The following is a 20,814-nucleotide window of genomic DNA, read 5'->3' as shown; positions in this document are numbered from 1 at the left end:
CCTCGTATCGAATTTAAGGAATACCCGTGAAAATAATTTATACAGACTCATTAGTCGTTGGCGCAGGCCTTGCTGGTTTGCGCGTTGCTATTGCTTCAAAAGAACGTGGTTTAGATACCGTGGTGCTATCGCTAATCCCTGCTAAGCGCTCTCACTCTGCAGCGGCTCAAGGCGGCATGCAAGCGAGCCTTGGTAATACAGTTAAAGGTATGGGGGATGATGAAGATGTCCATTTCCAAGATACTGTAAAAGGTTCTGACTGGGGCTGCGATCAAGACGTAGCAAGAATGTTTGCCCATTGCGCGCCAAAAGCGGTACGCGAATTAGCAAATTGGGGAGTGCCTTGGTCACGTATTACTGCTGGCGATCGCCAAGTGGTAGTGAATGCTGAAAAGGTCACGATTACTGAAGCTGAAAAAGCCCATGGTTTAATTAATGCCCGTGACTTTGGTGGTACTAAAAAGTGGCGTACATGCTATACCGCTGACGGTACAGGCCATTCATTGCTATACGCAGTAGATAACAAAGCCATTGAAATGGATATCCCTGTTCATGAACGTATTGAAGCTTTATCACTTATCCATGACGGCAAACGCTGTCATGGTGTGATTGCACGCTGTTTAATTACAGGTGAATTACGTGCCTATATTGGCAAGGCAACCACTATTGCTACTGGCGGCTATGGTCGTATTTACGAAGTGTCTACCAATGCAATCATCTGTGAAGGTATAGGCCAAGCATTGGCATTAGATACAGGCGTTGCCGCCTTAGGCAACATGGAAGCGGTGCAGTTCCACCCAACAGCGATTGTGCCTGTAGGGATTTTAACCACAGAAGGGTGTCGTGGTGATGGCGGCTTATTACGTGATAAAGATGGTCATCGCTTTATGCCTGACTATGAGCCAGAAAAGAAAGAGCTTGCATCACGTGATGTGGTATCACGCCGCATGACCGAGCATATGCGCAAAGGTAAAGGGGTTGATAGCCCTTATGGCCCACACTTATGGCTCGATATTACTCTGCTTGGCCGTAAACACGTTGAAACCAACTTACGTGAAGTCAAAGAGATTTGTGAAAACTTCCTTGGTATCGACCCTGCGAAAGATTGGATTCCAGTCAGACCAACTCAGCATTACTCAATGGGCGGCATACGCACGAATGCTACCGGTGAAAGTCCGCAGCTTGCAGGTTTATTCAGTGTCGGTGAGGCAGCCTGTTGGGATATGCATGGCTTTAACCGTTTAGGCGGTAACTCACTAGCAGAAACCGTGGTTGGCGGCATGATTATCGGTAAGTATGTGGCCGATTTTTGTGAGAAGAATACCCTAGAGATTAATACACAAGTCATCGATGACACCATGTCAAAATTACAAGGCGAAATTGATGAGCTATTAGTCGGTGAAGGTACTGAAAACGTATTTGATATCAAACTCGCTATGCAGCGCATTATGATGAATTACGTGGGTATTTTCCGTAATGGCCCTGAGCTTGAAAAAGCCGTCAGCGAGTTAAAAGACTTGCTTAAACGCAGTAAAAACATTGGCCTTAAATGTAAAAAACGTCACGCTAATCCAGAGCTTGTCGAAGCATTAAGAGTCCCGCGTATGCTGCGTGTTGCCCTAACGGTTGCATGTGGTGCAAATGCGCGCACAGAAAGCCGTGGTGCCCATGCCCGTGAAGATTACCCGCAACGTAACGATAAAGAGTGGTTAAATCGCACACTATCAACATGGCCAGATGAAAATGCACTTGAGCCAGAACTACATTACGAGCAACTTGATGTGATGAAGATGGAGTTGCCACCAGGATATCGTGGCTATGGTAATGACAATGCCGTGGCGCATCCTGATACTGCAGCGCGTGAAGCCCAAATTGCCGATATTCTTGCCGAATTAGGTGATGATGCCGACCGATTTGACAAACAAGCAGCCATCATGCCTTTTGAATTACCCGAAACATTACGCCCTCGTAATGAAAGATTAAGTGACACAAGCCCTGTGTCGGGAGAGAAGTAATGAGTGCACCACGTACTATCAGTTTTGATATTTTTCGTTATGATCCACAAGATCCTAACGATAAGCCAAAGATGGTGACATACGAGATCACCGAAGCGCCAGGAATGACGGTGTTTATTGCATTAAACCTGTTACGTGAACAACAAGATCCTTCATTGCAGTTTGATTTTGTTTGTCGTGCAGGCATTTGTGGCAGCTGTGCCATGGTGATTAATGGCAAACCAACACTAGCGTGTCGCACACTGACGGCGAATTTCCCTGATGGCAAAATTAAACTTATGCCATTACCAGGATTCGAGCTAATTGGCGATTTATCGGTGAATACTGGTAAGTTTATGCGTGAGCTGGCAGAGCGTTTACAACTGTGGCTGCAACCAGACAGTAATGACATCGACATTCACCGCTTAGAAAACCCAATGGATCCAGCTGAAGCGGCTAAGTTATATGAATTAGAGCGCTGCGTTGAATGTGGTGTGTGTGTTTCTGCGTGTGCGACCAAACAAATGAAAGACACTTTTGTTGGCGCAGTGGGTATGATGAAAATCGCCCGCTTTGAAATGGATAGCCGTGATACCCGCACAGCGGAAGATTTCTATCATGTGATTGGTAATCAAGATGGTGTATTTGGTTGTATGACCTTATTGGGTTGCCAAGATGCCTGTCCAAAAGATTTACCGCATATGCAGCAAATCGCTTACCTAAGACGTAAGATGGCGCAAACGATTGTGAGCTGTTAATTAATCGCTAAACATTTAAAAGCCGCATATCTGCAGAGGTAAGCGGCTTTTTTGTCGATGGGTTAGCTGTTAACTACATGCTTAACTAATAGTTGGAATATGAAATAAGCTTTGCCCCATTCCACGCTTGTCATTTTGATCAAATCAAAGTCGTGGTACTTAGTTCACACCAGATTTAGACCTCAGGTTTCTATCCTTTATTTCCAAACTCCGTTTGGATTAACATCGTGGGTTTTCCACCCACACCCGACCAAAAGGGTATCAACAGCAATACCCTCTTGGATCACCCTGCCGCCCCCGACGAAAAATGCTGAAAAGCGCATATTTTCAAGGAGGATTGATCCAGCTTTTAACTTCGTTTGTATCCGTCTTCGGTCATTGTCGAAAAGCCCTAACGCTTCCGATAGGCCATCCGTGGCCTAACGAAAGCTAGCTTGGCATCCATGCCAAGCTCACGGCCTTTTCTCGATGACCTCAATTCAAATTGAGCCTTTTAGCTTTATATCTTTTTGATCTTTTTGATCTTTAAATTGTCACGAATAAAGTTAAATCGAAGAGATAATAATCCCAGTGTAGATGCGTTCAAGACCTTCGAAAACATGGATGTTTTCGCAGAGCCCACATGGATGTGTTTACGGCGTGTCTTGGATGTATCTGCATAAAAGGTCTCTCTTTCACATCCATGTGATCGCGACATTCGTATATCCTATACAGCACCTGCGGCAGGCAATGGATTAGATTGAAGTGATGACCTTCGATAACTTAGTTAATAAAAACCAAGTAAAGCATTTAATTAAGGCCATAAGTTATATTAGGGTATAACCACTAAAGGATAGAGTTGGGTAACCTCGAATACGCCATTTAGGGAAGAAAAGGCCATTCAATAAAATGTGTCTATCGCCAACCCTATAAAGTTTACTTTGACCCAACTAATTTCTAACGACCCAAAATAATTCTCGATTATCCACGTTCTCATTTTCGTTGCCAAAATGGTCATTGCCTCACCGATATCTTACTGATAAATTATTAAAATTATTGATAAATAAAGCTAAAAATGATTAGGGCTCGGTAATGTCCCCATGGGTGTTTATCGGAATTCCCGCTAATAAGCTGTTATACATTTATGGGGTGAGCTGTGATTCATAAAATTCTATCAGATCTAAAAAATGACAGAAGTGCTCTATTAAAGAATGTTACTTGTGTTTATTGCGGCACTCCGATAACTAAACAGAATGACTCAAAAGAGCATGTTATCAGTAGGAAGTTTGTTCCTAAAAGCAGCTTTGATAACAAATGGAATTTAATTGTTCAAGCTTGCAAAGAATGCAATGGTGTAAAGTCAGACTTAGAAAATGATATATCGGCAATAACACTAGAGCTTTATAACAGGTTTGAAAAAAATGCACCTGAATTTGCTATAGCTGACGCTAAAAGAAAATCTAAAAACTGTTTTAGTCGTCAAACGAAAAAGTTAATAAAGGATAGTGAAATTGTGGGTAAAGTAACTTTTCCATATACTGATGGAAAAACAATAATTCATCACTATAAAGCTCCCGCACGACTAGATGAAGTTAGGTGTTTTGAGCTTGCTAAATATCATTTAATGGCATTCTTCTATTTCATTACTTTTGATGAAAAAACAATGAAAGGTGGTTTCTGGCAGAATGGTTTCCATCCTGCATTCCAAGTGAATTTCCAAGACTGGGGGAACAAAGAGCAAATAGGGTTCATGAATGAAGTTAGGCATTGGGAGACAAGGTGGCAGGGAATAACTGCAAATGGCTTCTTTAAGTCAATAATTAAAAAACATCCGACTGAAAAATGTTGGTCGTGGGCACTAGAATGGAATAAAAGCTATCGATTAACTGGCTTTTTTGGTTGCAGAAAAACAGCGGAGAGTATTGTCGCTAAAATCCCTGAATTGGAGTGGAGGACTGTAACAGACGTAGTCGGTAAGAAGTATCTTTTACGTGATGAAGTTCCCTTAAGTGATGAAGATGATATTCTTTTTAAATTGCAAAATGTATAAAAATGCATTTAAACTGAACTAAAACAGTTGGTTACTTTCGCTGTACATTTTTCCCCAATGCTTTAGTCTGCTTAGTGCGGCGTTAGAATTCACGAGGCAACATGGACGAATATCTAAAAATTAGTGCTACTATTATCACGGCTCTAGGTGGTAGTGGTGCAATAATCCTAGGTTTGGCGAATTATCTTGGAAAGCATTGGGCTAGTAGATTGATGGTGGCCGAAAAAGCCAAGCATGATCGAGATCTAGAAGAATTAAGAACGCAGTTATATAAAGTAAGCCAAGAGGAATTAGCTAAGTTTCACAGCGAAATCGAAGTATATAAACAAACTCAGCTCAGAGAGCACAGTGATAAGCTTGCGATCTACCGTGCCACAATCGATATGGTTGCTAAGATATTGGCAAAGGTAGAAATGATAGTCATTAAAAATAATCAACAATTATCACTAGAAGAAGCAGAACAGTTCGAATCAGAGCGGCTTAAGATATATGGTTACTTAGCTATGATAGCCCCGCAAGAAGTTATGGATGCAAATGATGCATTTATTGACCAACTGGTAGCGCTAGTATTTGATGGACAATTCGTAAAATGGGAAGTTATTCGTTTTAAAGCTCTGAATTTGACCAATGCAATGCGTAAAGATATAGGCATAGATAAATCTGTAATCTCATACAATGGCGATAGATAAATTCTAACAAATTGCTTAAAAGTGACAGCTAACCTTTAGCTTTTGGTTGGGTTGAGTTTGGTGATAATGATGGCTTTACTTGGGCTTAGTAGCAGTTAGCCGCACCTAAGCAAGGCGTTACAAACACATCTATGTCTCAAAACAAGCTTAAAACTCAACCCATTAAAGACATTAGCAGGTAAAACTAAACCAAAGGCGCTAACTTCATTAACTCGGCAATATTTTGCACGCCGAGTTTTTCCATTAACTTTGAGCGGTGAACTTCGATGGTTCTGACAGCCACACATAACTCGTTAGACATCTGTTTGTTGGTTTTGCCTGCAATGACCAGTTTGAATATTTGATGTTCACGCTCAGATAAGGCATCAATCAAAGCCAAATTGTGCATTTTCCAATGTTGCTTAACGCTGTATTGCAGCCCTTTTTCTATGGATTGCGCTAGCACTTTGCCTTGTACTGGTTTCTGGAAAAAATCAAAAGCGCCTTGTTTGAAGGCATCTACTGCCATGGGCACATCGCCATGTCCTGTTAAGAAAATAATCGACAATGGGCTTTTCGCTTCATTCAATAATTGCTGTACTTCTGGGCCGCTAAGTCCAGGCATTCTGGCATCTAATATAACGCAACCTGCTAATGACAAATCAACCTGAGCGAGAAAGGCGTCTCCAGAGTTAAAGCTGGTTAGCTGATAACCGAACCCTTCCATTAAAAAGCATATTGAATCGATAATGGCTTCATCATCATCGACTAAATAGACAGGGCAATGAATGTCAGTTTGCATGTGTATTCCTTGCAACGTTTTGAATGCATCATTGATAAGTATCTCAGTTTGAATCGATATGCTAACTAATTTTATACAAACCATGAAATCCATCACGTTGCGTGATTGCCGCTCATCGTAAGCTTATTATAGTTTTCTAATGAAAGGTTTTATTGTGCTGCGGATATTGCTTTGTTTTATCGCCATTAGCTTTTTGTCACCAGTTTGGGCTAAACCGCAAGAGCTTTATGTCGGTGTGCTTGCCAATTGGGGCGATCAACAGGCGATTGCTCGTTGGACGCCGATGATGGATTACTTGAATGAACAGGTACCAGATACCCGATTTCATGTTTATCCAGGTAATTTCGAAGCTTTGAATGCGGCAATGGAATCAGGAAAAATCCAGTTTATTATTACCAACCCTGGTCAATACCTTTATTTATCCAATCAGTTCCCTTTATCTTGGCTTGCTACGATGCGTTCAAGGCGTCATAACGGCGCTACATCTGCTATTGGCTCTGCCATTATTGTTAGGGCTGACAGTGATTACCGCACCTTGTACGACTTAAAGCAAAAAACCATTGCGGCTAGCGACCCTCATGCGTTGGGAGGCTATCAAGCTACCATTGGCCTGATGCATAAATTGGGCATGGACACTAAAAATTACTTTAAAGAGATTAAGTTTCTTGGGTTCCCGCTCGATCCATTATTGTATCAAGTGCGTGACGGCAACGTGGATGCGGCAATAACGCCTTTATGTACCTTTGAAGATATGGTCGAGCGAGGGCTGATTAAAGCGGATGAGTTTCGTATATTGAACCCGAGTCGCCCGAAAGGGTTCGACTGTCAGTGCAGTACTAATCTTTATCCTAACTGGTCGTTTGCTGCGAATGAGAGCGTGGATATTGAACTCAGTAAACATATCACTCAAGCGCTAATGGATTTACCTTCAGATCACCCTGCTGCAATACAAGCAAAACTAAAAGGGTGGACGTCACCTATTAGTCAGCTGGCAGTGATTCAGTTATTCAGTGAGCTTCATGTTGAAGCGTCAGAAGTAAACCGCTGGGACACTTTACTAAAATGGCTTAATGATAATCGTCATTGGGGTGGTTTGGCAGTGCTGTTATTTATCGTCGCGACGGTTTACCACTTATGGATTGAGTATCGATTTCATCAAAAAAGTGAATCGTTAATTGAGTCTGAGCGGCAATTAAAACAACAAGAATTGGCGTTAGAAAAACTGCAAAGTGCTGCCATTATTGGTGAGATTGGCGCAGGGCTCGCACATGAGATTAATCAGCCCATTGCGGCGATTACCAGTTACAGTGAAGGCGCTATTATGAGGCTGGAAAATAATCAGCCTTTTGATGAACAATCAGCCAAAGCATTGCTGACTAAAATCCATCAACAATCCACCCGAGCTGGCGAAGTGGTGCACCGTATTCGTGGCTTATTAAAGCGCAAAGAAGCGGTCATGGTGGATGTCAACATTTTGAGTTTGGTCGATGAGAGTGTGTCATTACTCAAAATTGAATTGGCTAGACACGATATCAGTGTTGAAAACAATATCAAAGGTGAGCCATTTTTTATTACCGCCGATAGAGTTGGCTTGTTGCAGGTGCTGATTAACCTAATTAAAAACAGTATTGATGCGATAAGTGATAGTGCTGAAGTTGTAAAACGAGCCAAAATTGTCATCGCAATGGATTTTAAAGAGCATCAGGTGGATGTTTCGATAATCGATAATGGCCCAGGCTTACCTGAAACATCAGATGCGTTAATGGCAACCTTTTATACCACCAAAGAAAATGGTTTAGGCCTTGGACTTGCGATTTGTAATGAAGTCATCAAGGAGCATGAAGGCGCCTTTAGTCTTAACAATCGACAAGATATTCAATCTGGTTGCATTGCCAAAATCAGTTTGAAGAAAAGAGGCAGCCAGCAAAAACTCATCGTTTAACCTGAGTAACAACCCGCCTCGATAGAGGCTGGTTGAGTCGCATAAATACTGACTATTTTGTTTTTATCACGATAATGGACAAAATGTGGTTTACCACAATAGCGAAAAAAACAGACATATGTTGGTGATTTTTTAAACCGTGAACACAGTCACAAAGCAGAAATACCCGCCGAAGATATGTGGTTTACCACAATATTCAATTCGCTTCTTCTGTTTGAGAATGATGAAAACCTTAGAACTACTTAACCGTTATGCCATCCAGTTGATTGGATATTAAAGCAAGCTGATTAAGGTTCTTGGGCATCGTTGTCAATTGGGAGAAGTACCATGAAACTAGATCGGCGAACCTTTATCAAAGGCGCAGGAGCAGGCACAGCAGGTTGTGCACTCGCTGCGCTGCCAGGCTCGATTGCTGCGTTGGGTAGCGTCACTGTGCAAGGGAGTGAAGAGCTAGTCGCAAGTAGCTGCGAGATGTGTTCAACACGTTGTCCTATTTCTGCTCGAGTAGTAAACGGCAAAAACGTTTCTATTTTAGGAAATAAAAAAGCGAAATCATTTGGCGGGGCTGTGTGTGCCCGTGGTGGCGCAGGTCATAGTTTACTTTACGATAAGCAGCGTATTGTTAAGCCGCTTAAGCGAGTGGGGGAACGTGGCGAAGGCAAATGGGCTGAAATCGAGTGGGATGAAGCCTACAGTCTGATAGCGGAAAACCTCAATAAAATTAAAGCCAAACATGGCGCAGAGTCTGTTGCATTTTCTTCTAAGTCTGGCTCGCTTGAAAGCCACCTTTTTCATCTCGCCAAAACCTTTGGCAGTCCAAATACCTTTACTCACGCATCGACTTGTCCAGCTGGTTATGTGGTTGCAGCTAAAGCCATCTTTGGTGGCAAAATTAAACGTGATTTAAGTAACTCAAAGTACATCATCAACTTCGGTCATAACTTGTATGAAGGCATTAATATGTCTGAAACGCGCGGGATGATGAATGCACAAATGGAAAAGGGCGCCAAGCTAGTGGTATTTGAACCACGCTTTTCTATCGTGGCTGATAAAGCTGATGAGTGGTACGCCATTAAACCAGGTACAGATGTAGCGGTTGCCTTGGCGATTTGTCATACCCTGATTAATGATGATTTATACGATAAAGATTTTGTCGCACAGTACGTTGAAGGCTTTGATGAGTTTGCCAAAGAAGTCAAAAACTACACACCTGAATGGGCCGAAGCGATAAGTGATGTCCCCGCTGAAGATATTCGCCGTATTACCCATGAATATGCTGCTGCAGCGCCTCATGCATTAGTGGATTTTGGTCACCGAGCCTCATTTACAACTGAAGAGTTTGAAATGCGCCGCGCACTTTATGCCGCCAACGTGTTAGTGGGTAATATTGAGCGTAAAGGTGGCTTATACTTCGGTAAAAAAGCATCTAGCTACAATAAATATGCGGGCGAAACCGTAGCGCCAACCTTGTCAAAACCTGGGGTGAAAAACCTACCTAAAATTGATGCTAAACGTATTGATATGGTCGATGAGCAATACGCATTATTGTGGTCATCAGGCGGGGTGTATCAAAGCATTTTAGATGCCACCCTTGAAGCTGTGCCTTATCAATTACACGGCTGGGTTATGAGCCGCACCAACCCAATGCAAACCATGACCGACAGAGCACGGATTGTAGAGTCGATGAAAAAGCTCGACTTTGTTGTCGCATGCGACTTATACATCACCGAAAGCGCAGCTTATGCTGATGTGTTCCTACCTGAATCTACCTACCTTGAACGTGATGAAGAAATTAAGGATAAGTCAGGCAAGAACCCAGCTTATTACGTGCGCCAGCGGGTGGTCGATACCATTGGTGACACTAAGCCAAGCTGGCAGATTTGGAAAGAGGTGGCAGATAAATTAGGCCTAGGTGAGTACTTCCCTTGGGAAAATATGCAGACCTTGCAGATGTTCCAAGTGAATAAAGATATTAGCTTGCTGGATAAAATTAAGCGTGATGGCTGGGTAAGCTACGGCAAACCATTAATGTTACGTGAACCGAGCATGGTGAATGCGTTTGTAACTGAATACGCTAATGCAAAAGCGCCAGATGAAGATAGCACTTATGCCAGCCATCTGAGCTTTAAAACACCGTCAGGCAAGATTGAATTAAGCTCAGATAAAGTGGAAAAAATGGCACCTGGGCGCGGCGTGATTAAATACCGCGAAGTCACCATGAAAAAAGCTGATGAGCTATTTTTCATCCAAGGTAAGGTCGCCGTACATACCAATGGCGCAACGCAAAATGTCCCTATGCTGGCTAACTTGATGTCTGATAATGCCTTGTGGATCCACCCGATAACAGCGGGACATATGGGGATTTCGAGCGGCGATAAAATTCGTATCTTCAACGATACAGGCAGCGAAGAGGGTCATGCCTTAGTCACGCCAGGTATACGTCCTGATACCGTATTTGCTTATATGGGTTGTGGCTCTAAAAACAAAGAGCTTGCGCGTGCCACAGGCAAGGGTATTCATTGCGGTAACTTACTTCCTCATGTCACGGCTCCGGTAACAGGTATGAACCTACATACTACCGGCGTCAAAATAGCCAAGATTTAATCGGAGTTCATTATGACTAAACGTTATGTCCTTGTGCACGATGAAAATAAGTGCATTGGCTGCCAAGCGTGTAATGTCGCTTGTCGCAGTGAAAATAATGTCCCTGAGTCGGTGACCCGTATTCAGGTAAGAGTTGAGGGGCCTTACGGTAATTTCCCTCACCTGCATTTTAAATACAACCGCGTGTCATGTGAGCAATGTGAAAATGCACCTTGCGTGAAAGTCTGTCCAACTGGAGCGGCTTATGTCAACGATGATGGCATTGTGTCCATCAATGAAGGTAAGTGTGTTGGTTGCTTGTATTGCGTGGCGGCGTGTCCTTACAAAGTGCGCTTTATCAATCCTGAAACCCGCGTGCCGGACAAGTGTGACTTCTGTAAAGAAACCCGTTTAGCTCGAGGAGAAGAGCCTGCATGTGTAGCAGTGTGTCCAACCCAAGCGCTGACCTTTGGTGATGCCAATGATTTAACTTCTGAAGTGAGTCAGTTGCTAGACACCAAAAATCATTACCAACAAAAAGTGAATCTAGGCACTGAGCCAAGGGTTTATCGTATTCCTAGCCGTAAAGGAGGGATCAAAGCATGAATAATATCTGGGGCTCAATGGAGCAATACGATCCAGTCGTCTGGAACTGGATAATCGCAGTGTATTTATTTATGGCAGGGTTATCAGCAGGTTCAATGCTGGTGGCAATAGGGCTCAAATGGTACAAGCAGAGCCGAGGTTTACCGACAGAAGGGTTACCGGTGATCAAAGCCGCAGCGGTAGTTGGCCCTGTCTCTATTTGTCTAGGCATGGCGCTATTAGTGCTTGATTTAACCAAGCCATTTGAGTTTTACCATATTCTGCTTAACTACAACTTTACTTCGGTGATGGCTTGGGGGGTATTAGCATTATTATTTTATATCCCGCTGGTGTTTATATTTGCTGGTTTAGTGTTTGAAAAGCAGCTACTTAAATATGCACCCTGGTTAGCTGGTGTGGCTAAAGTATGTCGCCAACTTGAGAATAGCCTTAACAAGTTGATCTTTATATTGGCGATAGGGGTTGGGGTTTACACAGGCTTTTTATTATCAGCGCTCATTAGCTACCCGATATTAAATACTGCTGTGTTACCAGCACTATTTTTAGCATCAGCTTTGTCGGTAGGTTCAGCAGGTAACATTTTGGTTGCGACCTTATTCTTTAGCAAAAAAGAATCTGATTGTATCGAGCAAGTGCATCGTATCGAATATCCTGTGGCCTTTAACGAAGCCTTATGTCTAGTGTTATTGTTTGTTGGGCTTAACTTTTCAGGCCCTGCAGCGCAAGCGGCAACGTCAGCCATCACTACAGGAACGTGGGCGAGTGTATTCTGGTTAGGGGTTGTTGGTTTAGGTTTAGTTGTGCCAGTGCTTGCTAGCACGATTGCACCTAAGTCATGGCGTCATACAAAAGGGTTTTTAATCACGGTTTCTTGTAGCACCATTCTTGGGGTATTAGCCCTTAGGCATTTTGTGGTGTATGCAGGGCAAAGTTATATCAGTTAGTCAGTTTAAAACTTGGAGTTTAACCCTCAAAAAAGCCGCTTAACATATACTGTTTAGCGGCTTTATCGTACTCACAATATTTATAGCGTTAGATTATTTCTCACATTAGCTGTGGAAATTGACTCCCGGCGAAAATCACTTATTCCATTATTAATATCAATACTACTACCAGTACTACTATCAGTTTTACATTCCAAGAGCATCACATGTTAATCGAGCATGTTTATTTAGGTTTAAATTTATCCGATGCAATCATGTGCAGTAATGATATAGTCATTTTTATTTAATCATTTGATTCAGATGTTTGAAGAGTATTGATCATGAGTGTTTGTGGCAGTTGCGGATCAATGACTCGCAATAGATAAGCACCAAAATAACATAGAGGGATTTATGATTTATTGGCCGTTAAATAAGAACATTAGGTTGGTCAGCATACTGGCTATGCTGTTGTTATCTGGATGCGCTTCGCAGCAAGTGAATACCAAAAGTAGTGTGATGGATTACCTTTATCCAAAGTCCAGCGAAGCAGTAATTACCCCTGCAATCCCTCAGTTAACTCTCCCGTTACGGGTTGGTGTTGCGTTTGTTCCTGCAAGTAAAAGTGATAGCTCATCTCATAACTCTTGGACCGGAAATAGTTATTCTGCAGGGTTATCGGAATCTAAGAAAACCGAAATTTTAGAAAGTGTTGCTAGTAACTTTCGGATGTTGGATTTTGTTAGCAGCATAGAAGTGATCCCTTCTGCGTATTTAACTGCTGGTGGTAGTTTTGCTAATTTGTCTCAAATACAAACTATGTATGGTATTGATGTGATCGCATTGGTTTCTTATGACCAAGTACAGTTCACCGATGAGGGCATATTATCGCTAAGCTATTGGACAATTGTCGGTGCTTATGTGGTATCAGGCGAGAAGAATGATACGAATACCTTGATGGATACAGTTGTCTACGATATCGACAGTAAAATGATGCTATTTAGGGCGCCAGGAACCAGTCAGATATCAGGCAGCTCAACACCTATTAATTTAAGTGAAGAGTTAAGAGCAGATAGTATTCAAGGCTTTGAGCAAGCAGCGGATAGTATGGTTATGAATTTAAACACTCAATTGGATAGCTTTAAAAAGAGAGTTAAAGAAAACCCTGATCAAGTAAAAATAACGCATAGTGAAGGTTATAGTTCTAAAGGTGGCGCACTAGGTTTGTTAGATATAACACTGTTTTTCATAATGATGGTATTTGGATTTAGAAACCGAGTAGGTAGAACATAATCAAAAACAGTACCTACACCCTAAAGTGTTAAATAATTAGCTTTTCTCAGTGCTTTTACTGAAGTATTGCATGCTGACATGTCCGCTTGTTGAAAGTACAGGCACAAAAAAACCACCAATATAGGTGGTTTTTTTAATGCAGAATAAACGTTAGCTTTTAGCGCGTTTCATTGCAGTGAAGAACTCATCGTTTGTTTTGGTCATGGCCAATTTATCGATAAGGAATTCCATGCCTGATACTTCATCCATTGGATTAAGGATTTTACGTAAAATCCACATCTTCTGAAGTTCATCTGGCGTGGTAAGTTTTTCTTCACGACGCGTACCTGAGCGGTTGAAATCAATCGCTGGGAATACACGTTTTTCAGCTGCTTTACGAGAAAGGTGTAACTCTTGGTTACCTGTACCTTTAAATTCTTCGTAAATGACTTCATCCATCTTAGAACCAGTATCGACAAGCGCTGTTGCGATAATGGTTAAGCTGCCACCGTGTTCGATGTTACGTGCAGCACCAAAGAAACGTTTTGGACGATGAAGTGCGTTAGCATCAACACCACCGGTCAGAACTTTACCTGATGATGGAATCACGGTGTTGTATGCACGTGCTAGACGCGTGATTGAGTCTAATAAAATCACCACGTCTTTTTTGTGCTCAACTAAACGTTTAGCTTTTTCGATAACCATTTCTGCCACTTGAACGTGACGTGAAGCTGGCTCATCAAAGGTTGAAGCAATCACTTCACCTTTTACCATGCGTTGCATTTCGGTTACTTCTTCAGGACGTTCGTCAATCAGTAATACCATTAACACCACTTCTGGGTTGTTGTAGGTAATGCTTTGCGCCATGTTTTGAAGTAATAAGGTTTTACCCGCTTTTGGCGGTGCGACAATCAAGCCACGTTGACCTTTACCGATAGGAGAGCATAAATCAAGAATACGCGAGGTAATATCTTCAGTCGAACCATTACCGCGTTCCATGCGTAGGCGATCTTCTGCATGTAGCGGGGTTAAGTTTTCGAATAAGATTTTAGAACGAGAATTTTCAGGCTTGTCGAAGTTTACTTCGTTGACTTTTAGCAGGGCAAAATAGCGTTCACCGTCTTTTGGTGGGCGGATTTTACCAAAGATGGTATCACCGGTACGCATATTGAAGCGTCGAATTTGGCTTGGAGAGACATAAATGTCATCAGGGCCTGCTAAGTAAGAACCATCTGAACTTCTTAAAAATCCGAAACCATCTTGAAGGATTTCTAATACACCGCCACCAAAGATATCTTCACCGCTTTTGGCGTGGGCTTTCAGAATTGAGAAAATGATGTCCTGCTTGCGAGCACGGGCCATATTGTCTAATTTCATGCTTTCAGCGAGTGAAACTAGGTCCGATATAGACGTGTCTTTTAATTCAGTTAAATTCATGTTGGGGGTCTTGTATTACGCGACGATGCTTACCGCAATCAATCATAGGGTATAACGGTGTAGATAAAGTGTGATTGATAAGCGAGTAGGAGTTTAGTTGAAAAAATCTGCTGAATAAATTAGCACTATATGGAGTGTGCGTCCAGAATTTTAGCTAATTATCGGCACAAATTGTTCACATATTGTGCCGATAATCACTATTCAAGCTCAAAATGCGCAGCATCGTCATGATTGATTAGCGTTATTGACTCTCATATATGAGAGTCTCTAAGCCAATAACGAGTCTAACAACAGCACTCGTTATGAATAATATTCAACATTCAATCAGATAGGCTGTGATTCTGATTTGAGGCTTGCTTAAGCTTGTGCGTCGATGAACTCTTTTAATTGAGTCTTAGATAGTGCGCCAACTTTAGTCGCTACTAACTCGCCGCCTTTGAACATTAATAATGTCGGGATGCCACGTACACCGTACTTAGCAGGTGAAACATTATTTTGGTCAACGTTAAGTTTAGCTACTGTTAGCTTACCTGCGTACTCTTCAGCTACGTCATCTAAGATTGGGGCAATCATTTTACAAGGACCACACCACTCAGCCCAGAAGTCTACCAATACAGGTAATTCTGAGTTAATAACGTCATTTTCGAAGCTGTCATCGCTTAGGTATACAATTTTATCGCTCATGTAAATCTCCAGATTTGGCACCATTGCTAGTTTATTAATGGCTTACCATGTATATTGGGGCGGTTAAATAGTTTTCAAGTAAACGTGTGGGCTATTTCAAACGATTAAGTCTTTTTTTGCAACACTAACGAGTATGCTTGTGCTATGAGCGAAACACATTTATCTACCCAAAGATTCGCCGACTTCCCTCTGAAACCAGAGGTTGTTCAGGCTTTAAACGAAAATGGCTTTGAATTTTGTACGCCGATACAGGCGTTATCTCTCCCCATTTTATTACAACAAAAAGATATTGCAGGTCAGGCACAAACAGGTACTGGCAAGACAATGGCTTTTTTGGTTGCAACCTTTAACCATCTTTTATCCGTTGCCGTGCCAGAAGGGCGACAAGTCAATCAGCCACGTTCAATTATCATGGCGCCGACTCGCGAATTAGCGATTCAGATTGCAAAAGATGCCAAATTATTAGAAAAACATACCGGCTTAAAAGTGGGTATTGTTTATGGCGGTGAAAGCTATGATGTTCAACGCCAAGTGCTTGATGCTGGTGTTGATATCCTTATTGGCACAACGGGTCGTATTATTGATTACGTTCGCCAAGGTGTGATTAGTCTGAACTCGATTCAAGCTGTCGTATTAGATGAAGCTGACCGTATGTTCGACTTAGGCTTTATTAAAGATATCCGTTTCTTGTTTAGACGTATGCCTGATGCGAAATCTCGCTTGAATATGCTTTATTCAGCGACATTATCAATGAAGGTACAAGAGCTAGCTTATGATCATATGAATGATCCTGAGAAAGTCGAAATTGCGCCCGAGCAAAAAACGTCAAAAAACATCAAAGAAGAAATTTTTTACCCTTCAACAGATGACAAAATGCGCTTGTTGCTAACATTATTAGAAGAAGACTGGCCAGAAAAAGCCATTGTATTTTCTAATACCAAGCACAGCTGCGAAAAAGTATGGTCATGGTTAGAAGGTGATGGTCATCGTGTTGGATTACTGACAGGTGACGTGCCGCAAAAGAAACGAATTCGTATTCTTGAGCAATTTACTAATGGTTCGCTTGATGTGTTAGTGGCAACTGATGTTGCTGCGCGTGGCTTACATATTTCTGATGTATCTCATGTATATAACTATGACTTACCGGATGACTGTGAAGATTATGTTCACCGTATTGGCCGTACTGGCCGTGCAGGTCAAAAAGGCGTGTCAGTGAGTTTTGCCTGTGAAGAATATGCATTAAACTTACCTGCAATTGAGACTTACATTAAGCACTCAATTCCAGTGACAAATTACGATCGTGAAGCATTACTTGATGATTTACCGCCACCAGTGCGTATTCATCGTAAACACCCAACGACTCGTGGTCGTGATGGTGCTAACCGTAATGGTGCTCACCGCAGTGGTGGTCGTCCACCTCAAAGGAATCGCAGACACTCGTAAATGACTGTTTCAGCTACATTACCCTGTTACGCCGCGATAACGCTTGGCTCAAATAGCTTTAATATGTTGGTTGCCCAAACATTGGATGGCCAACCAACAATTATTGCTAAATATAAGCAAAAGGTGCGCTTGGCTGAAGGTATTGGCGAGGATAATCGCTTAGCTGAACCTGTGTTACAGCGTGGTCTTGATTGCTTGCAAATGTTCGCTGATATGCTTGAAAAACATCAAGTAGCTCAGCAACATGTTGCTGTTTTTGCGACAGCAACACTCCGTGTTATTTCTAATGCGGCTGAATTCCATCAACGTGCGTTACCGATATTAGGTCACCCTATCGAAGTGATCAGTGGTTTACGTGAAGCTGAGCTTATTTATCAAGGCATGGCAGCGACAACCGAAGGTGATGGCCAGCGTTTAGTGATTGATATTGGCGGTGCAAGTACCGAGTTTATTATTGGTAATGGCAACGAAGTGCTATTTAAAACCAGCTTAGATTTTGGTTGTGTGCGCTTTAATCAACAGTTTTTCAATCAAGTCCCTCATCAGCTTCAGCATTTTGAACAAGCTAAAGCAGCGGTATCTGATGCGTTGCTTCCTCATAGTGAATTACTTAGAGAGCTAGGTTGGCAAGGCGTGGTTGGTGCCTCAGGCGCGGTTCAGTCCGTGGTTTCGGTACTGAATCATCGTGAGCTGTCTGAAATCATCACCCTGAAAGTCTTATATCGATTTCGTGATGAAGTGTTGGCGCAAAAGAATGAATCTTTGCATCATATTCAAGGCTTATCTGAAGAAAAAGCACCGACTTTTGCTTCAGGCATCGCCATATTAATCGCCTTATTTGAATTGCTTGATATTGAGTCGTTAAATTTATCTGGCGGCGCACTTCGAGAAGGGGTGCTGAAAATGTTGGCTGACAGAGTTGAGCTGGGCTAAGACTTGAAAAAGTGCTTGTTATGAGCGATCAAAAAAGGACCTAAATAGGTCCTTTTTTATTGTGGCGTATTTTGATTTATTTAACGATATTCAATAAATCTTGCTCTAGTGTCACTTCAGGGCTTTCTACGATACGGCCAATCTCTTTATTGTCTTGTTCAACGATAAAGGTTGGGATACGTGTAAAGTCATAGTTAGCGGCTAAACCTTCAGGATCAAGCTTGCTGCGATCAACACCAATGTAGGTAACGGTGATATTCGGGTTAGCAACTTCTTCGATTAGCTTCATGAAACGTGGTGTTTCACGATGACAATCAGGGCACCAAGTTCCAATAATCACAACCACATTTGTTGGCGTGGTAATGGCTTTTAATGCTGAGATAGTCGCGGCATCTGTTTGATAGTTTTCAAACTCTTCTGCATAGCCTGGTAAATCTTTTTCTAATGCTGAAATTTCAACAATACCTGTGATAATCACTTCTTGTTTCTCCTCGCTACATGTTGCCATGAAGCCTGATTGCTCTTCATCAAACGCACAGCCGCTGCTAGCTAAGGCTGAACCTACAACCAATTGGCTGCTAAAGAAAAGGGCGGTTGTGGCTAATAATGTTTTAACAGTTTTATGCATGATAAAGTCTCATGAAAGAAGAATGCAATAATTCAATCATTTTGACGTAAGTTAGGGAAGTTGAATATGAGCGACCTGTTAGCTAGATCACTCACAAGGGCAATAATTCAAAGAGAACTTTGAACTTGCCCATAAGTGCGATAAATACTGTTACAGATATAAGAATCTTATTGCATATCATATTCCTGATGCGCGGTTTTTGTCCTTTTGGGGCTGTTTTTCTGTCGAGAAAATATGCCAAGACTTTTCAATTCCTGATTCTTGCCACTTAGCCACAGCAACTAATCTGTGTTCACGTCCCTTGATGGCTGCTGGGATCATATTATCTTCAAAATACACTTGCGAAGTAATGTTTTGCTTGTTGATCCCTTGCGCCACAATCAAGCGGGTAATTTCTTCGGTGCGCTTTTTAGCGAGTTCATGGTTATAGGTATCGCTACCCTCGGGGCTTGTATCACCAATCAAATAAATCTTCGCGTCTGGGTGGTGTTTGACTGCGTTTACCATTTTAGCCAAACGATTCGATTCATACTCAGTCAGTGTGTGTTTATCAAATTCAAACATCACCACACGGCTGGCTTTTTTCTCCACGGTGACGGCATTCTCGCAGCCATCGTTATTGATAACTGAACCGTCAGGAGTCGTTAAGCACAGATCTCGAGCTGTGATCACACCATCGGCATCGGCATCGGTTAAATCACGACTTTGCTGTTCAACTATGGCTGGTTTAGGTGTTTCAATACAGGCTGATAGCATCAATGCCACGAGGCAAAGTGGAAGCATGTTAAGGTGTTTCATATTACTTCTCCTCTTGCCATTGTGTTGGGGTGTCGACTCTAAATGATTCAATGAGTTGACCTGTGGCGTTAATTAATCGATACGATGCAATATGATAATTGTAATAGGCGCTAAGGTAGTTTTTTCTGGCTAAATAGACTTCTACTTTGGCATCTAACACATCAAGAAGTGAACGTCTTCCTAGCTCAAATTGACGTTGATAGCCTTGCTCTGCTTGCACGGCTTGGTCCACATTCACTTGATAAAACTTACGTTGCTGGCCAACAAATTCATAGGCGTTCCAAGCAAGTCGAGTGCCTTCAATTACTTGTTTTTCAGTTTGCTGACGAATTGATTTTGCTTGTTGTACTTGCCAGGCCGCAGCTTCTGCTCGGTCATTGGTTGAACCGCCATTGTAGAGGTCATAACTGAGCATTAGCATGGCTCGTGCATCTTCATCAGGCCCTTCAATCCCACCAATGTTGTCATTTTTATTGGCTTGTAACTCGATTGATAACTTAGGCCAGTAGTCACTTTTTTCTCGCTCATACTGTGACGAAGCAGCTTGAGTGTCGTTGATGGCCGCATCAATTTCTGGATGGTTTTTAACGGCTTGCTCTAGTGCCAGCTTGAGTGATGTGGGTACATAATTAAAATCGGGCTTGGCATCATGCAGCTCTGTGGGAAGTTGGCCAACTAGGTCGTAATAACGAGCTTGTAAATCCATTTGCTCATTGCGCGCTGCAAGGTATCCCGATTGACTTGTTGCTACACGGGCTTTGACTTGCGCGACGTCTGATTCACTACTCAGGCCTTTTGCTTGACGCAAAATAATGTCTTTTAAGATGTCTTCGTGTTCGACAATATTACGTTCAGCAAGCCCCACTACACGGTTAGACAGCATTAAATTGAGATACACGGTTGCGACATCTAAGCTGAGGTTTTCAGCTTCAGAAATCAGCCCAAAGCGTTCAGCCTCTTGTTCAAATTCGAGGCGGTCAATTTCTGAAGTGGTTCTAAAACCATCAAATAATAACTGCGACACTTTCACGCCTAACTCGGTGCGATTTAAATCAGTATCGACGCGTTGGCCGCTGTTATAGCGCACCTCTTCATAGCCTACACCACCATACAACTTCACTTGGGGTAAATAGTCTCCTACTGCGGCTTTTTTATAGCGAACAGCAGCTTCAAAGCTAGCGTATTTTTGCTGCAGCCTAGGGTGATGATTTATCGCTTCAGCCACCGATTGTTCTAGCGTCATTGCTTGAACTTGAGTGGACATCACTAAAGCAGAAATGAATAGCAGTTTTTGCATAGTATCCTTACCTTCTGGTA

General features: G+C 42.3%; 17 protein-coding genes. 11 read left to right on the top strand and 6 right to left on the bottom strand.

All coding sequences use genetic code 11. The features are described from left to right. Nucleotides 1-26 precede the first annotated feature (26 nt). From AN944_RS05475 to AN944_RS05460, 4 genes are all read left to right on the top strand, one after another. Nucleotides 27-2,015 carry a fumarate reductase flavoprotein subunit gene (locus AN944_RS05475; protein ID WP_055023587.1) on the top strand — a complete coding sequence of 663 codons (1,989 nt, stop codon included), beginning with the start codon at nucleotides 27-29 and terminating at the stop codon, nucleotides 2,013-2,015. Continuing rightward, on the top strand, nucleotides 2,015-2,752 hold the full coding sequence (locus AN944_RS05470) for a fumarate reductase iron-sulfur subunit (protein WP_055023586.1): 738 nt from the start codon (nucleotides 2,015-2,017) through the stop codon (nucleotides 2,750-2,752). The genes AN944_RS05475 and AN944_RS05470 overlap by 1 nt, the downstream gene beginning before the upstream one ends. A gap of 1,135 nt (nucleotides 2,753-3,887) precedes the next feature. After that, on the top strand, nucleotides 3,888-4,781 hold the full coding sequence (locus tag AN944_RS05465) for an HNH endonuclease (protein ID WP_055023585.1): 894 nt from the start codon (nucleotides 3,888-3,890) through the stop codon (nucleotides 4,779-4,781). 101 nt (nucleotides 4,782-4,882) lie between these two features. Next, a complete protein-coding gene (locus AN944_RS05460) occupies nucleotides 4,883-5,470 on the top strand; it encodes a hypothetical protein (RefSeq protein ID WP_055023584.1) in 588 nt (195 codons plus the stop codon). Nucleotides 5,471-5,654: 184 nt separating this feature from the next. Here AN944_RS05460 and AN944_RS05455 read toward each other — a convergent pair whose 3' ends face one another. Beyond that, a complete protein-coding gene (locus tag AN944_RS05455) occupies nucleotides 5,655-6,251 on the bottom strand; it encodes a response regulator transcription factor (protein WP_055023583.1) in 597 nt (198 codons plus the stop codon). 139 nt (nucleotides 6,252-6,390) lie between these two features. Between AN944_RS05455 and AN944_RS05450 the strand changes: the two genes are divergently transcribed. The 5 genes from AN944_RS05450 to rhlP all read left to right on the top strand — a co-directional run bounded on the left by AN944_RS05450 (nucleotide 6,391) and on the right by rhlP (nucleotide 13,595). Next, complete coding sequence (locus AN944_RS05450) at nucleotides 6,391-8,193, top strand: sensor histidine kinase (protein ID WP_235530854.1); 1,803 nt, start codon at nucleotides 6,391-6,393, stop codon at nucleotides 8,191-8,193. Between the two features lie 327 nt (nucleotides 8,194-8,520). Next, nucleotides 8,521-10,797, top strand: coding sequence for a thiosulfate reductase PhsA (phsA, locus tag AN944_RS05445; protein WP_055023582.1), 2,277 nt, complete (start codon nucleotides 8,521-8,523; stop codon nucleotides 10,795-10,797). A gap of 12 nt (nucleotides 10,798-10,809) precedes the next feature. Further along, nucleotides 10,810-11,382 carry a 4Fe-4S dicluster domain-containing protein gene (locus AN944_RS05440; protein WP_055023581.1) on the top strand — a complete coding sequence of 191 codons (573 nt, stop codon included), beginning with the start codon at nucleotides 10,810-10,812 and terminating at the stop codon, nucleotides 11,380-11,382. Continuing rightward, a complete protein-coding gene (gene nrfD, locus AN944_RS05435) occupies nucleotides 11,379-12,326 on the top strand; it encodes an NrfD/PsrC family molybdoenzyme membrane anchor subunit (RefSeq protein WP_055023580.1) in 948 nt (315 codons plus the stop codon). The genes AN944_RS05440 and nrfD overlap by 4 nt, the downstream gene beginning before the upstream one ends. Before the next feature lie 390 nt (nucleotides 12,327-12,716). Then, a complete protein-coding gene (gene rhlP, locus AN944_RS05430; protein ID WP_055023579.1) occupies nucleotides 12,717-13,595 on the top strand; it encodes a rhombotarget lipoprotein in 879 nt (292 codons plus the stop codon). Nucleotides 13,596-13,745: 150 nt separating this feature from the next. Here rhlP and rho read toward each other — a convergent pair whose 3' ends face one another. Both rho and trxA read right to left on the bottom strand, forming a co-directional pair. Continuing rightward, a complete protein-coding gene (gene rho, locus AN944_RS05425) occupies nucleotides 13,746-15,011 on the bottom strand; it encodes a transcription termination factor Rho (protein ID WP_055023578.1) in 1,266 nt (421 codons plus the stop codon). Between the two features lie 357 nt (nucleotides 15,012-15,368). Continuing rightward, nucleotides 15,369-15,695 (bottom strand): thioredoxin TrxA, encoded by a 327-nt coding sequence (gene trxA, locus AN944_RS05420; RefSeq protein ID WP_055023577.1) that lies wholly within the window; start codon nucleotides 15,693-15,695, stop codon nucleotides 15,369-15,371. A 144-nt stretch (nucleotides 15,696-15,839) separates the two neighbouring features. Here trxA and rhlB point away from each other — a divergent pair, with 144 nt between their 5' ends. Then, nucleotides 15,840-17,138, top strand: a complete 1,299-nt coding sequence (gene rhlB, locus AN944_RS05415; protein WP_055023576.1) for an ATP-dependent RNA helicase RhlB — start codon at nucleotides 15,840-15,842, stop codon at nucleotides 17,136-17,138. Next, nucleotides 17,139-18,071 carry an exopolyphosphatase gene (locus AN944_RS05410; protein WP_055023575.1) on the top strand — a complete coding sequence of 311 codons (933 nt, stop codon included), beginning with the start codon at nucleotides 17,139-17,141 and terminating at the stop codon, nucleotides 18,069-18,071. 76 nt (nucleotides 18,072-18,147) lie between these two features. Here the strand turns inward: AN944_RS05410 and AN944_RS05405 are convergent, their stop codons facing one another. The 3 genes from AN944_RS05405 to AN944_RS05395 form a co-directional block, all read right to left on the bottom strand. After that, nucleotides 18,148-18,699: a thioredoxin family protein gene (locus AN944_RS05405; protein WP_055023574.1), complete on the bottom strand. Its 552-nt coding sequence runs from the start codon at nucleotides 18,697-18,699 to the stop codon at nucleotides 18,148-18,150. Between the two features lie 177 nt (nucleotides 18,700-18,876). After that, nucleotides 18,877-19,497: an OmpA family protein gene (locus tag AN944_RS05400; protein WP_055023573.1), complete on the bottom strand. Its 621-nt coding sequence runs from the start codon at nucleotides 19,495-19,497 to the stop codon at nucleotides 18,877-18,879. A gap of 1 nt (nucleotide 19,498) precedes the next feature. Beyond that, nucleotides 19,499-20,794: a TolC family outer membrane protein gene (locus tag AN944_RS05395; RefSeq protein ID WP_055023572.1), complete on the bottom strand. Its 1,296-nt coding sequence runs from the start codon at nucleotides 20,792-20,794 to the stop codon at nucleotides 19,499-19,501. Between the last annotated feature and the right edge of the window lie 20 nt (nucleotides 20,795-20,814).

It is taken from the genome of Shewanella sp. P1-14-1 (genome assembly GCF_001401775.1).
Taxonomy (GTDB): domain Bacteria; phylum Pseudomonadota; class Gammaproteobacteria; order Enterobacterales; family Shewanellaceae; genus Shewanella; species Shewanella japonica.
Note: the sequence above shows the minus strand (reverse complement) of the source record. Positions and strands in the feature narration are given on the sequence as shown.

Coding starts and splice junctions, on each gene's coding strand:
- AN944_RS05470 (WP_055023586.1), top strand. CDS start 2,015: ATGAGTGCACCACGTACTATCAGTTTTGATATTTTTCGTTATGATCCA.
- AN944_RS05460 (WP_055023584.1), top strand. CDS start 4,883: ATGGACGAATATCTAAAAATTAGTGCTACTATTATCACGGCTCTAGGT.
- AN944_RS05455 (WP_055023583.1), bottom strand. CDS start 6,251: ATGCAAACTGACATTCATTGCCCTGTCTATTTAGTCGATGATGATGAA.
- AN944_RS05450 (WP_235530854.1), top strand. CDS start 6,391: ATGAAAGGTTTTATTGTGCTGCGGATATTGCTTTGTTTTATCGCCATT.
- phsA (WP_055023582.1), top strand. CDS start 8,521: ATGAAACTAGATCGGCGAACCTTTATCAAAGGCGCAGGAGCAGGCACA.
- AN944_RS05440 (WP_055023581.1), top strand. CDS start 10,810: ATGACTAAACGTTATGTCCTTGTGCACGATGAAAATAAGTGCATTGGC.
- nrfD (WP_055023580.1), top strand. CDS start 11,379: ATGAATAATATCTGGGGCTCAATGGAGCAATACGATCCAGTCGTCTGG.
- rhlP (WP_055023579.1), top strand. CDS start 12,717: ATGATTTATTGGCCGTTAAATAAGAACATTAGGTTGGTCAGCATACTG.
- rho (WP_055023578.1), bottom strand. CDS start 15,011: ATGAATTTAACTGAATTAAAAGACACGTCTATATCGGACCTAGTTTCA.
- trxA (WP_055023577.1), bottom strand. CDS start 15,695: ATGAGCGATAAAATTGTATACCTAAGCGATGACAGCTTCGAAAATGAC.
- rhlB (WP_055023576.1), top strand. CDS start 15,840: ATGAGCGAAACACATTTATCTACCCAAAGATTCGCCGACTTCCCTCTG.
- AN944_RS05410 (WP_055023575.1), top strand. CDS start 17,139: ATGACTGTTTCAGCTACATTACCCTGTTACGCCGCGATAACGCTTGGC.
- AN944_RS05405 (WP_055023574.1), bottom strand. CDS start 18,699: ATGCATAAAACTGTTAAAACATTATTAGCCACAACCGCCCTTTTCTTT.
- AN944_RS05400 (WP_055023573.1), bottom strand. CDS start 19,497: ATGAAACACCTTAACATGCTTCCACTTTGCCTCGTGGCATTGATGCTA.
- AN944_RS05395 (WP_055023572.1), bottom strand. CDS start 20,794: ATGCAAAAACTGCTATTCATTTCTGCTTTAGTGATGTCCACTCAAGTT.